The sequence below is a fragment of the Agrobacterium sp. MCAB5 genome (assembly GCF_052114365.1).
GTDB lineage: Bacteria > Pseudomonadota > Alphaproteobacteria > Rhizobiales > Rhizobiaceae > Agrobacterium > Agrobacterium tumefaciens.
The window spans coordinates 121,367-134,297 of the sequence record NZ_JBFREP010000001.1 but is presented as its reverse complement, the minus strand read 5'-3'; the positions used below and the strand labels follow the sequence as shown (position 1 = coordinate 134,297).

Here is a 12,931-nt window from a genome sequence, read left to right as displayed (position 1 = left end):
GCGATTCGTCTCGCCCTATGTGAATCAAGCCTTCGGCGCGAAAGCAAGCGCGTCGTCAGTTCGCGGCCTGGCTGGACCACCATGCTTCCGGAAAACCGATGCCATATTGCGGCAGGTTTTCCGGACGGATGAGCGTGTTCCAGTAAGCGACGAACATCTCACCGCGATAAAATTGCGGTATGACGTAGCTGTTTGCCAGAAGCACCCGGTCAAGCGCCCGCGCGGCGGCCACCTGCTCATCCCGGTTGGGCGCAAATATGACCTTCCTGACCAAAGCGTCGACGGCAGGGTTCTTGATGCCGGCGAGATTGTTGGAGCCCTGCCGGTCGGCCGCCGCCGAACCCCAGAAATCCGCCTGTTCGTTTCCGGGATTTGCCGACGTCGCCCAGAGCTTGACCGCAACGTCGAAATCGAAGCTGCGGGTACGGTTGGTATATTGCGAGGCATCGACGGTGCGGATGGTCGCATTGACGCCGATCTTCTTCAGGTTCTGGACATAGGGCAGGATGGTTCTTTCCATGCCGGAGGAATCGATCAGAAACTCCATATCCAGCGGCTGCCCGCTCGCCGCATTGACCATGCGGTTGCCGCGAAGCTCATAACCGGCCTCCTTCATCAGCTTGACCGCCTCGCGCAGATTGTCACGCTGTTTGGCGGGTTCACCCGCGACGGGATTGCTATATTCGGTGGTGAAGACCTCCGGCGGCACCTGATCCTTCAACTCCTGAAGAATTTCGAGTTCACGACCGGTCGGCAGGCCGGAAGAGGCGAGCTCGCTGCCCATGAAAAAGCTGTTGATGCGCTGAAACTGACCGTAAGCCAGCGTCCTGTTCAGCTCTTCGAAGTCGAAAGCATAGTTAAGCGCCTTGCGCAGTTTCGGGTTCTGGAACTTCTCCCGCCGCATGTTCGGCACGAAGGCCTGCATGATGCCGACGGCGCGATAGATGTTCGGCAATTCTTCCTTTGTGACGCGGCCTTCCTTGGCGGCCGGAAAATCATAACCAGTGACCCAGCGGCTGGAAGAAGCTTCCTGCCGGAAATCGACTGTGCCTGATTTGAAAGCCTGGAACTCGACGTCCTGATCGGCAAAGAAGGTATAGGTGATTGTTTTGAAATTGTGCTGGCCGACATTCACATTGACGTCCTTGCCCCAGTAGTCGTCGCGGCGTTCATAGGTGATTGTGGAGCCGGGAGAGACTGACGCAATTTTGTAGGGGCCCGAGCCCATGACCGGCTCCAGCGTGCCGCGCGAGATGTCGCGCGGCTTGGCGTCTGGACCGGCGGCTTCCCACCAGTGCTTGGGAACGATCAGCAATTGGCCGACGATCTGCGGCAATTCGCGATTGTTCTTTTCATCGAAAGTGAAGGTAATGTCCTTTTCGCCGCTCACCTCTGCCTTGGTGACATGGGTGTAATAGGTCGCAAGCTGCGGGCTGAAATCTTTGGCCTTTTCAAAGCTGAAGACGACATCTTCCGGCGTCACCGGCTTGCCGTCGGCCCATTTCGCTTCCGCGCGCAGCCGGAAGGTGGCTTTGGAGATATCGTCGGGATAGCTCACGCCCTCTGCCAGGAGACCGTAGGAGGCCGAGAGTTCCTCTTCCGTCGATTTCATCAGAGTGTCGAAAACCAGTGAAAGACCTGTGGCCGCCTCACCCTTGGCGAGCAGCGGATTGAGCGTGTCGAAGGTTCCCGACGTCGACAGGCGTAGCGTGCCGCCTTTCGGCGCCTTGGTGTTCACATAGTCAAAATGATCAAAACCATCGGGATGCTTCAATTCACCGACCGTCGAGATTCCCTTTCGCCACACATCCGCAGACTGTGCGGAGGCGGCCGCCGGCATCAGCATGGCGGAGGCCGCAAGAGCGACGAGGAGCCGGGATTTCAGCGGTGCCAATTTCATTCGGGACGTTCCCTGTTTTCGTGTTTGTTGAAGAGAGCATAAAACAAACATTGGCAAAAAACAGATGCTCCGGCTCACAAGCTCTTTATTGAGGCCTTTATTCGCATGCCTTGGTGCGGGCGGCTTGAAACATGGTTTCAACAAAATCCCGATCCAGTTTATCCTGAGGGGCGAGAGAATCATTTAGTCGGAACGGGCACGAATATATGACGGCGGGATCATCCAGAGTTTTCAAAGCGGCCATGCTGGCGATTTCGGTCGTTTCGGCGCTCCAGTTGCAGACGCAAATCGCATCGGCCGAGGACAGGCCCGCGAAAGAGGTATTCGGCCACATCGACCTGCCATCTGCGAATAGCTCCCAGCCGATCGGCTCCTATGCAAAGGGATGTCAGTCCGGCGCCATCGCCATGCCCGCAGATGGCCCGACGTGGCAAGCCATGCGCCTTTCCCGCAATCGCAACTGGGGCCAACCGCAGCTCATTTCCTTCCTCGAACGGTTTTCGCAGGATGCACAGAAAATCGGCTGGCCGGGCCTGTTGCTTGGCGATATCTCACAGCCGCGCGGTGGACCGATGCTGACAGGCCATGCCTCGCACCAGATCGGCCTCGATGTCGATGTGTGGTGGCGGCCCATGCCGAATCCGAGGCTGACGGTGCAGCAGCGCGAGACGCTGCCTTTCATTTCCATGCTTGATAAGTCCAAGTTCCTCACGGTCGATGACCGCAAATGGTCGCCGCTCAATGCACGGCTGGTAATGATGGCAGCGAGCTATCCGCAGGTGGAGCGGGTCTTCGTGAACCCGGCAATCAAGCAGAAACTCTGCCAGACATGGACCGGCGACCGCACCTTCATGGGCAAGATCAGGCCAATCTACGGTCACGACGAACATTTCCACATCCGGCTGGAATGCCCGCCCGGCGCGCCCAACTGCAAACCTCAGGCAGAAGTTGGCAAAGGTGATGGTTGCGACAAGTCGCTGGCCTGGTGGTTCACCAAAGAACCATGGGCGCCGCCGAAGAAAGACCCCAATGCCAAGCCGGTGAAACCCCGTCAGGTCATGGTCTCCGATCTGCCCGCAGCCTGTGCCGCCGTGGCCGCCGCCCCATCCGCCAATACGGAAGGTTTTGCTGCCCAGGCATATTCCCCGGCGCAGGCCGTGCGCCAGCAAGGCGTGGAACAGATCATCCAGAACGCTCCAGCCATTCAGCCACCTGCGGATATTCCGCTTCCGACCCAGCGCCCGACATTGAACTGAAACAGAAATGCGGCATTAAACAGCTTCCCTTTTCAAATGGGGACAAGCTGTTATAGAAGGCTTCAAATCGATTTAATTCTTTATGGGAACAGGCTGGGGACATGGCAGGACAACGCTGTATCGCACTCATCGCTCACGACGAGAAAAAAGACGATATGGCGGATTTTGCGCGTCATCACCAAAAGGCGCTTTCCGGCTTCAAGATCGTCGCCACCGGCACCACCGGCGGTCGCGTTCAGGAAGCATGCCCCGGCCTCAGCGTCATTCGCCTCAAAAGCGGCCCGCTTGGCGGTGACCAGCAGATCGGTGCGATGATCGCCACCGGTGAGGTCGATATGCTTATCTTCTTCACCGACCCGCTGACGGCGATGCCGCATGATGTGGATGTGAAGGCGCTGACGCGGCTTGCCACGGTTTACGATATTCCCATGGCGCTCAATCGCGCCACCGCAGAAAACCTGATCGACTTCAACCTCGCCGAATGACGCGCCAACATGGAACAGGTAATGCCGAAGACGTCCGATACCGAATATCTTTCCTTTCCGATCCTTCTTGGCGACATCGGCGGCACCAATGCCCGCTTTTCCATTCTGATCGATTCCTTTGCGGAACCGGTGCACCTCACCACCGTGAAAACAGCAGAATATCCGACAATTGACGACGCCATCCAGCAGGCGGTTCTGGACAAGACCTCGCTTCAGCCCGTGTCGACCATCCTTGCGATCGCCGGCCCCATCGAAGGCGACGAGATTCCGCTGACCAACTGCCATTGGGTCGTTAAGCCGAAGGATATGCTGGCCAAACTCGGCCTGAAGGACGTCATCGTCATCAACGATTTCGAGGCGCAGGCACTGGCTATTGCCGCGCTCGACGACGACAACCGCGAGTCTATCGGCTCCGGCAAAAAAGACATGCTGGCATCGCGCGTCGTTCTCGGACCAGGCACGGGCCTTGGCGTTGCCGGTCTGGTTTACGCCCGACATATGTGGTTTCCCGTACCCGGCGAAGGCGGCCACATCGATATCGGCCCCAGAAGCGCGCGTGACTATGCGGTCTTTCCGCATATCGAGACCATCGAGGGCCGTGTCGCCGGCGAACAGATCCTTTGCGGGCGCGGGCTGGTCAATCTTTACCGGGCCATCTGCACCGCCGATGGCATCGAGCCGATCTTTTCCGATCCGGCCGACATAACCTCGCAGGGGCTTTCGGGCCAGAACCCGCAGGCGAAAGAGACGCTTTCGCTTTTCAGCACCTATCTCGGTCGTGTGGCGGGTGACCTTGCCCTGATCTTCATGGCCAAGGGCGGTGTCTATCTCGCAGGTGGCATTTCGCAGAAAATCGTTCCCGCGCTGAAAAGCCCTGAATTCCGGGCGGCGTTCGAAGACAAGGCGCCGCACAGTGCCCTGATGCGCAGCATTCCCACCTTCGTCGTTACCCATCCACAGGCGGCCCTTTCCGGTCTCGCCACCTACGCGCGCACCCCTTCGGATTTCGGCCTTTCACTCGACGGGCGGCGCTGGAGAGCCTGATCTGCGCTTGGGACAGGCTTGCGAAGCGGGCGGGCGGTCTTTAACGTCGGTGAGGTATGGGTCAGTCAATTGAATGGCGACCTTGAACGGCAGGACGTGAAAAGTGAGTGAAGGCATGAGCGGCAGCGATATGAAACTGGTGGTGGTTGGTGCGGCGGGCCGCATGGGACAGGCGCTGATCCGCCTTATTCACCAGACACCGGGTGTAACGCTGCATGCCGCCGTGGCGCGCGAAGGGTCTGCTTTTGTTGGCCGCGATGCCGGCGAGATTGCCGGTCTCGGACCAATCGGCATCGAGATCACCAGCGATCCCTTGCAGGCATTCCTGCATGCGGAAGGGGTGATCGACTTCACCTCGCCTGCAACCAGCGTCACTTTCGCCGGTCTCGCCGCGCAGGCACGCATCGTACACGTCATCGGCACCACCGGTTGCTCACTGGGCGACGAGGAAAGATTCAAGGCAGCGTCACGCCATGCCCGCATCGTCAAATCAGGCAATATGAGCCTTGGCGTCAATCTGCTCAGCGTTTTGACGCAGCAGGCCGCCAAGGCACTGGATGCGCAGAACTGGGATATCGAAATCCTTGAAATGCACCACAAACACAAGGTGGACGCGCCCTCCGGAACAGCGCTGCTGCTCGGCGAAGCGGCGGCAGCGGGCCGCAAGGTAGATCTCGCCACCTCCTCCGTTCGCGTGCGTGACGGGCATACGGGTGCGCGCGAAGCAGGCACAATCGGTTTTGCGACCCTGCGCGGCGGCTCGGTGATCGGCGAACATTCGGTGATCTTCGCTGGCGAGGGAGAGCGCGTCGAGCTTTCCCACTACGCAGGCGACCGCTCTATCTTCGCACGCGGCGCGATTGCGGCGGCGGTCTGGGCCTTCGACAAGAAGCCGGGCTTCTACTCGATGCTGGATGTTCTCGGCCTTTCGCAGGCAGAATAACGCTTCAGTCTATGTCTGCGCCTCAATTTTCCACGGTAAACTCAACCGTATCTGCCGAGAACCGGCTGATGGCATATTGCACGGGAATGCCGTCCATATCCGCGTTCAGCGCCTGAGTGACGAGCAGTATTGCGCCCGGCGACAATTCGAGATCGGCCAGATCCTGCATATCAGCGTGGCTCGCGGAAATGACGGTAGAGATGCGCACATAATCCGCGACGCCCAGCATTTCGAAGGCGGCGGTGATCGACCCACTTTTTTGATAGGCTTCCCCTATCCCTGAAAAACGGTCCGCCGGAAACCACGTGGTCGAGCGCGAAACCGGCCGGCTGTCGGCCTTTCGCAGGGTTTCCAGACGCACAAGCGGTGCACCCGGCTGTAATTGCAGCCGTGCCGCCAGGTCGGCATTTGCCGGCTCGGTGGTGTGGGAAAGAAGCAGCGCCTGCATATCCTTCACCTGATCGCTGATACCGGCCGTGAACCGTGTGCGCAGTGAAATCGGAAAGCTCAGTCGTTCCTTGCGCGCAATCATCGTGCCGCGCCCTTGCCTCGCCTCGAGAATGCCTTCGCTTGCCAGCGCGGCAATGGCGCTCCTGACGGTATGGCGGTTGACACCGAATTTTTCGGCCAGCGTCATTTCTGGCGGCAACATGCCGGTTTCGTCGTGATCGCCCGCTGCGATCTCGCCCCTGATCCTGTCGGCGATCTGTCGCCAGAGCGCCACGCCGTTCTTTCTTTTCATCGCTGCCGAAGGGCTCATGTCACACGCTTGTCATTCATCGACGTTAATTGTAACTTATATTGTATAGTTATCTATATCAATAGACATTAGAGGTCAAGCGATGAATAACGAAGCTGCGAATTCACATGCGGAAAGGAAACGGGTGGCAGCACTTCTTGCCCGCGCCACCGTTCAGGAACTTGAGGCCGTCTGGAGCCGGCAGGATGCCAGCCCGCAGACGGAAAACGTGCGGGGGCCTGAAACCGGCCTCGTGATGGTCAAGGGCCGCATCGGCGGCGGCGGTGCGCCCTTTAATCTCGGCGAAACCACCGTGACCCGGGCAACCGTGAAGCTCGCATCCGGCACCGTCGGCCATGCGCATGTGCTCGGCACCGGTCGCAAGAAGGCCTGGTACGCTGCGGTTTTCGATGCGCTCTGGCAGGAAAACCCGACACGCGGCTTCATCGAGACCGAGCTTCTTTCACCGGTCGAAAAAAGACTGGCCGAGGAGAAAGATCGGAAAACGAAAGAAACAGCCGCAACTCGTGTGGATTTCTTCACCATGGTTCGAGGAGAGGATTGATGGGCGTGAAAGCCGAAGCATTGACGGGCGGTTTTTCCGACGCCGTTTTCGATTCACAGCGAATCTTCAAGAAGCTCATGGACGGCATGGCCCGGCCAGGCACAGCGCAAACCATTGAAACAACAGTTGCCCCGCCGCTGCCGCTTGGTGCGGCCAGCGGCGCCGTTCTTCTTGCACTTTGCGACCATGACACGCCGGTCTGGCTGAGCGGCGCGCTACGCAAAACCACGGTGCCGGGATGGATCGGGTTTCACACCGGGGCGGTTACAACAGAGGAAAAAAGCGCGGCGCATTTCGCCGTCATTGAGGCGGGAAGCGCAATTGCCTCCTTCGGTCTCTTTTCCCAGGGCAGTCAGGAATACCCCGACCGTTCCACGACGGTCATCATCGAATTGCCCGATCTTGACGGCGGACGGGAACTGCTGCTGTCCGGCCCCGGCATCCGCCATATCAACATCATTAGCCCATCCGGCCTGCCGGACATATTCCCGAGGCTATGGGCGGAAAACAACGCCATCTTCCCGCGCGGCATCGACATCATCCTGACGGCTGGCGACAAATTCGTCTGCCTGCCGCGCACGACGCGCATTCAACCCGTGGAGGCATAAGATGTATGTTGCTGTCAAAGGCGGGGAAACCGCCATCGCCAACGCCCACCGGCTTCTGGCCGACAAGCGGCGCGGAGACCGCGACCTGCCCGCCATGACGGTGGCGCAGATCGTTTCGCAGCTTTCGCTCGCCGTTGACCGGGTCATGGCGGAGGCTTCGCTTTACGACCAGTCGCTGGCCGCCCTTGCCGTCAAGCAGTCTCGCGGCGACATGATAGAAGCGATTTTCCTGCTGCGCGCCTACCGCACGACCCTGCCCCGTTTCGGCTACTCTGTTCCCGTGGATACTGCGAAGATGACGGTCCAACGGCGCGTTTCGGCGACCTACAAGGATTTGCCGGGCGGGCAATTGCTGGGACCGACCTTCGATTACACCCACCGCCTGCTCGATCCCTCGCTGCTGGAGGACGGAGCTGTCGAGATCCCTGCCATCCGTGAGGGCGAGACAGAATACGTCATGCGCGTATCCGACATTCTCGCCGAAGAAGGCTTGATCGAAAGTGACGGCGACATGCCGGATGACCACGTTGCCGGCGATCTGACACGCGAACCAATAGAGTTTCCGATGGCGCGCGACCTGCGCCTGCAATCGCTTGCACGCGGCGACGAGGGCTTTCTTCTGGCGCTCGCCTATTCGACGCAGCGCGGTTACGGACGCACACACCCGTTCGTCGGTGAAATCCGCATCGGCGAGGTGGAGGTCGAACTGGATGTGCCGGAGCTCGGTTTTGCTGTCTCGCTCGGCGACATCAAGGTCACCGAATGCCAAATGGTCAACCAATTCAAGGGTTCTGCCAAGGCACCTCCGCAATTCACCCGCGGTTACGGTCTGGTGTTCGGCCAGAGCGAGCGCAAGGCGATGGCCATGTCACTGGTCGACCGGGCGCTACGCGCCGCTGAATTCGGTGAGGATGTGGTTGCCCCGGCGCAGGACGAGGAATTCGTCATCTCGCACGCCGACAATGTGCAGGCGACGGGCTTTGTCGAACATCTGAAATTACCGCATTACGTGGATTTTCAGGCCGAACTGGGCTTGGTGCGCAAAATGCGCGCAGATTTCGACGCGACCGACACCGATGCCGGGGAATGGATGAGCGATGCAGCCGAATAAATCAGCGACTGTGCTGCTCGCCGAACCAATAGGCGCAAAAGACGGTCAATGCTGCAAAAGCGGCAAAGAACACGGCTGCAAGAATTCCAATCTCCATGAGCTTGTACTCCTTTTTTCGCAAGGTTAACGCGCAATGCTTAAAGAAGTTTCATTCGACGACGGGCTGGCTGCCTACAACTTCGCCTATCTGGACGAACAGACCAAGCGGATGATCCGCCGGGCGATCCTGAAGGCAATTGCCATTCCCGGTTATCAGGTTCCCTTCGCTTCCCGTGAAATGCCCATGCCTTACGGCTGGGGCACCGGCGGCGTGCAGGTGACCGCCGCCATCCTCGGTCCAGACGATGTCCTGAAGGTTATCGACCAGGGCGCCGACGACACCACCAACGCCGTTTCCATCCGCGCCTTCTTCCAGAAAGTCGCTGATGTCGCCGTCACCACCCGCACCAAGGATGCAACCATCATCCAGACGCGGCACCGCATTCCCGAAGAAGAACTGCATTCGGGGCAGGTGCTTGTCTATCAGGTTCCCATTCCTGAACCCTTGCGGTTCCTCGAGCCGCGCGAGACCGAAACCCGCGTCATGCATGCGCTGGAGGAATACGGTCTGATGCACGTCAAGCTTTATGAGGACATCGCTCGCAACGGCCGTATCTCCACCACCTATGCCTATCCGGTGAAGGTTGCGGGGCGCTATGTGATGGACCCCTCGCCAACCCCGAAGTTCGACAATCCGAAAATGCACCTGTCGGACGCCCTGCAATTGTTCGGGGCCGGGCGCGAAAAGCGCATCTATGCCGTGCCACCCTACACGGATGTCGTCAGCCTGGATTTCGAGGACCATCCGTTTGAAATCCAAAGCTTCGACAAGCCCTGCGCGCTGTGCGGCGGGGAGAATGTCTATCTGGACGAGGTGGTGCTGGACGACAAGGGCGGGCGGATGTTCGTCTGCTCCGATACCGACCATTGCGAAGACCGCCGCGCCCATGGCCACAAGGGCCATTTGCTGGCGGATGTGAAGGAGGCCGCAGAATGAGCGACGCACCGCTTCTGAAAGTCAGGGACGTTTCGAAATATTACGGCGACCGCGCCGGTTGCCGCAACGTCTCCTTCGAGCTTTATCCGGGCGAGGTTCTGGCAATCGTCGGTGAATCCGGGTCCGGCAAGACCACGCTTCTCAACTGCATTTCCACACGGCTCGTGCCGACGGCTGGCAGCGTGGAATATCGCATGCGCGATGGCTCGGTGCGAGACCTCTATCATATGGGCGAGGCCGAACGGCGTTTTCTGATGCGGACAGACTGGGGTTTCGTGCACCAGAACCCAGCGGATGGACTGCGCATGGCGGTTTCGGCGGGCGCCAATGTCGGCGAGCGGCTTATGGCTGTCGGTAACCGGCATTACGGCAACATCCGGCAATCGGCCAGCGAGTGGCTGGAGCGGGTGGAAATCGGCACAGACCGCATTGACGACCAGCCGCGCGCCTTTTCCGGCGGCATGCGTCAGCGTCTGCAGATCGCCCGCAACCTGGTGACCTCACCGCGCCTCGTCTTCATGGACGAACCGACCGGCGGCCTCGATGTCTCGGTGCAGGCACGCCTGCTCGATCTCGTGCGGGGTCTCGTCAACGATCTCGGCCTCGCCGTTATCGTCGTCACCCATGATCTGGCGGTCGCGCGGCTGCTTTCCCATCGCATGATGGTGATGAAGGGTGGTGACGTCATCGAACACGGTCTGACAGACCGGGTGCTGGATGATCCGCGCGAACCCTACACGCAATTGCTTGTTTCCTCCATTTTGCAGGTTTGATGCCATGCCGACACCCCTCATCGTTTCGGAAGTCTTCAAAAGCTTCACCATGCATCTTCGCGATGGCATCGAACTGCCTGTTGTCCGCGATGTCAGTTTCTCCGTGTCCGGCGGAGAATGTGTCGTGCTCGGCGGCCCGTCCGGCATCGGCAAAAGCTCGATCCTGAAAATGCTCTATGGCAATTATGCCATCGACAGCGGCCAGATCCTCATCCGCCACGAGGATCAGGTCATCGACATGGGCAGCGCCTCGCCTCGCACCATCCTCGAGATTCGCCATTGCACCATCGGGTATGTCAGCCAGTTTCTGCGCACCGTGCCGCGCGTTCCGGCGATCGACGTCGTCGCCGAGCCGCTTTTTGCGCGCAAGATTGCCGCGGAAGAGGCCCGCGAGCAGGCAGCCGTTCTGCTTTCGAAACTCAACCTGCCACGGGAACTGTGGTCGCTGCCGCCAGCAACCTTTTCCGGCGGCGAGCAGCAGCGCGTCAACATCGCACGCGGTTTCATCACCGATCACGCGATCCTGCTTCTCGATGAACCGACCGCATCCCTGGATGCCGCCAACCGACGGGTGGTCGTGGAGATGATCGCGGAAAAGAAGCGCAAAGGGACCGCCTTGCTCGGTATTTTCCATGACGAGGAAGTGCGGGAAGCCGTGGCCGATCGCGTTCTGGATGTCTCGCAATTCTCCCCCCGGAAGGCAGCGGCATGAGTGTGAAGGTCGGTCTCGAACCTGTTGTCCACGAAAGTGCCCGCGTCACCAATTCGTCGATCGGCCGCTATACCGAAATCTCGGAACGCTGCCGCATCGAGGAAGTGGAGATGGGCGACTATTCCTATGTCATGCAGGACGGTGCGATCTGGTGCGCCACCATCGGCAAATTCGTCAACATCGCCGCATCCGTCCGCATCAACGCGACCAATCATCCGATGTCGCGCGCCACACTTCACCATTTCACCTACCGTGCCCGCAATTATTGGGACGACGCCGATGATGAAAATGACTTCTTCGCCGCCCGCCGCGCCAAGCGCGTGGTGATCGGCCACGATGTCTGGATCGGCCATGGCGCGACCATCCTGCCTGGCGTCACAATCGGAAACGGTGCGGTAATCGGGGCCGGTGCGGTCGTGTCGAAAGACGTTGCGCCCTATACCATCGTCGGCGGCGTACCCGCCCGGCTGATCAGGAACCGCTTCCCGGCGGACCTTGGCCAGCGCATGGACGATCTCAAATGGTGGGACTGGGACCACGCAACGCTGCGCGGCGCACTGGACGATTTCCGCACCCTCGCCGCCGAGGATTTCGTGGCGAAATACGCCGGGTAAAATCGCCCCACACCGAAGAAACTGCAGATTCCGGGGGTCGTGCTCCGGGGTCTCCCTAACCATGTCTGCGAGACACCCGCCGGCCTCAATCCGGTGGCACGACTACTAAAAGGTTCGCAGGCGACCACGCGCACGCCTTATCTGCGCATTCTGTAATATTTTCTTCATCAAACTGACATTCACGCTTCACGCACCGCTGTTAGGTCGAACCCCATCAGAAGAAGATTGGACGGGGAAATGAGCTTTCACCTGAAGCAAGTCACGCGCCGTTTCGGCAACCACACTGCGGTCGATTCCGTGAATGTGGAAATTCCGCAAGGCCAGATGGTTGGCGTGATTGGACGTTCTGGCGCAGGAAAGTCAACGCTGCTGCGCATGATCAACCGCCTCGTCGATCCCTCCTCGGGTTCCATTCATTTCAACGACACGGAAGTCTCTTCGCTGAAGGGTGCCGCCCTGCGCAACTGGCAGCGCGACTGCGCGATGATCTTCCAGCAGTTCAATCTGGTGCCGCGTCTCGACGTGCTCACCAATGTCATGCTCGGCCGCCTGAACCACCGTTCGACCGTGCTCAGCCTGTTCAACATTTTCACGGATGAAGAGCGCCTGATGGCGATTGCCGCCCTCGAGCGGCTCGGCATCGAGCACGTAGCCATGCAGGCGGCGGGCACGCTTTCCGGCGGCCAGCAGCAGCGCGTCGCTATCGCCCGGGCACTAATGCAGTCTCCGAAGATGGTTCTCGCCGACGAGCCGATCGCCTCTCTCGATCCCCTGAACGCCAAGATCGTCATGGACGCCCTGCGCGACATCAACGAGCGTGAAGGCATCACCGTCATCACCAATCTGCATACGCTGGATACGGCGCGCAATTATTGCGAACGCATTATCGGCATGTCGCAGGGTCGAGTCGTTTTCGACGGAACACCCGCCGAACTAACGGCTGCGGCGGTCACGGAGATTTACGGCACGGATTCACACGGCGCCGGCATCGACGAGACCATGACCTCGACCAGCATCAATATTCCCGGCGCGCAGCTTGCCGCGCGTCCGGTTCAGCAATCTGCCGGTCCCGAACCGCTGGCTCTCGCCGGGCTCTGAGGAACCGCTCAGCATCGTTTGCGCCCGCGTCAAGGGCCGATACTTCA

The 12,931-nt window shown here is 59.7% G+C and carries 14 protein-coding genes; 12 read left to right on the top strand and 2 right to left on the bottom strand.

What is annotated here, in order from left to right:
- Nucleotides 1–55: 55 nt before the first annotated feature.
- Nucleotides 56–1,900, bottom strand: a complete 1,845-nt coding sequence (locus AB4Z23_RS00635; protein ID WP_441359953.1) for an extracellular solute-binding protein — start codon at nt 1,898–1,900, stop codon at nt 56–58.
- A gap of 206 nt (nt 1,901–2,106) precedes the next feature.
- Here AB4Z23_RS00635 and mepA point away from each other — a divergent pair, with 206 nt between their 5' ends.
- From mepA to dapB, 4 genes are all read left to right on the top strand, one after another.
- On the top strand, nt 2,107–3,156 hold the full coding sequence (gene mepA / locus AB4Z23_RS00630; RefSeq protein ID WP_013635279.1) for a penicillin-insensitive murein endopeptidase: 1,050 nt from the start codon (nt 2,107–2,109) through the stop codon (nt 3,154–3,156).
- Between the two features lie 101 nt (nt 3,157–3,257).
- Nucleotides 3,258–3,641 carry a methylglyoxal synthase gene (locus tag AB4Z23_RS00625; RefSeq protein WP_013635278.1) on the top strand — a complete coding sequence of 128 codons (384 nt, stop codon included), beginning with the start codon at nt 3,258–3,260 and terminating at the stop codon, nt 3,639–3,641.
- Between the two features lie 21 nt (nt 3,642–3,662).
- The gene (locus tag AB4Z23_RS00620) at nt 3,663–4,685 is read left to right on the top strand and encodes a glucokinase (RefSeq protein ID WP_003514502.1); all 1,023 of its coding nucleotides are present in this window, start codon (nt 3,663–3,665) and stop codon (nt 4,683–4,685) included.
- Nucleotides 4,686–4,800: 115 nt separating this feature from the next.
- Nucleotides 4,801–5,628: a 4-hydroxy-tetrahydrodipicolinate reductase gene (gene dapB, locus AB4Z23_RS00615; RefSeq protein ID WP_112958907.1), complete on the top strand. Its 828-nt coding sequence runs from the start codon at nt 4,801–4,803 to the stop codon at nt 5,626–5,628.
- A gap of 22 nt (nt 5,629–5,650) precedes the next feature.
- Here the strand turns inward: dapB and phnF are convergent, their stop codons facing one another.
- Nucleotides 5,651–6,388 (bottom strand): phosphonate metabolism transcriptional regulator PhnF, encoded by a 738-nt coding sequence (phnF, locus tag AB4Z23_RS00610; RefSeq protein WP_112958908.1) that lies wholly within the window; start codon nt 6,386–6,388, stop codon nt 5,651–5,653.
- Between the two features lie 82 nt (nt 6,389–6,470).
- Between phnF and phnG the strand changes: the two genes are divergently transcribed.
- The 8 genes from phnG (at nt 6,471) to phnC (ending at nt 12,884) form a co-directional block, all read left to right on the top strand.
- A complete protein-coding gene (phnG, locus tag AB4Z23_RS00605; RefSeq protein WP_003514497.1) occupies nt 6,471–6,932 on the top strand; it encodes a phosphonate C-P lyase system protein PhnG in 462 nt (153 codons plus the stop codon).
- Nucleotides 6,932–7,540 (top strand): phosphonate C-P lyase system protein PhnH, encoded by a 609-nt coding sequence (phnH, locus tag AB4Z23_RS00600; RefSeq protein WP_162724279.1) that lies wholly within the window; start codon nt 6,932–6,934, stop codon nt 7,538–7,540. Before phnG ends, phnH begins: the two co-directional genes overlap by 1 nt.
- Before the next feature lies 1 nt (nt 7,541).
- Nucleotides 7,542–8,651 carry a carbon-phosphorus lyase complex subunit PhnI gene (locus tag AB4Z23_RS00595; RefSeq protein ID WP_038489435.1) on the top strand — a complete coding sequence of 370 codons (1,110 nt, stop codon included), beginning with the start codon at nt 7,542–7,544 and terminating at the stop codon, nt 8,649–8,651.
- Nucleotides 8,652–8,784: 133 nt separating this feature from the next.
- Nucleotides 8,785–9,687 carry an alpha-D-ribose 1-methylphosphonate 5-phosphate C-P-lyase PhnJ gene (locus tag AB4Z23_RS00590; RefSeq protein WP_003514490.1) on the top strand — a complete coding sequence of 301 codons (903 nt, stop codon included), beginning with the start codon at nt 8,785–8,787 and terminating at the stop codon, nt 9,685–9,687.
- Nucleotides 9,684–10,460 (top strand): phosphonate C-P lyase system protein PhnK, encoded by a 777-nt coding sequence (phnK, locus tag AB4Z23_RS00585; RefSeq protein ID WP_003514488.1) that lies wholly within the window; start codon nt 9,684–9,686, stop codon nt 10,458–10,460. Before AB4Z23_RS00590 ends, phnK begins: the two co-directional genes overlap by 4 nt.
- A 4-nt stretch (nt 10,461–10,464) precedes the next feature.
- Nucleotides 10,465–11,172, top strand: a complete 708-nt coding sequence (gene phnL / locus AB4Z23_RS00580; RefSeq protein ID WP_421476013.1) for a phosphonate C-P lyase system protein PhnL — start codon at nt 10,465–10,467, stop codon at nt 11,170–11,172.
- Nucleotides 11,169–11,786, top strand: a complete 618-nt coding sequence (locus AB4Z23_RS00575) for a transferase hexapeptide repeat family protein (protein ID WP_003514484.1) — start codon at nt 11,169–11,171, stop codon at nt 11,784–11,786. Before phnL ends, AB4Z23_RS00575 begins: the two co-directional genes overlap by 4 nt.
- A gap of 237 nt (nt 11,787–12,023) precedes the next feature.
- Complete coding sequence (phnC, locus tag AB4Z23_RS00570; protein ID WP_003514481.1) at nt 12,024–12,884, top strand: phosphonate ABC transporter ATP-binding protein; 861 nt, start codon at nt 12,024–12,026, stop codon at nt 12,882–12,884.
- Nucleotides 12,885–12,931 lie beyond the last annotated feature (47 nt).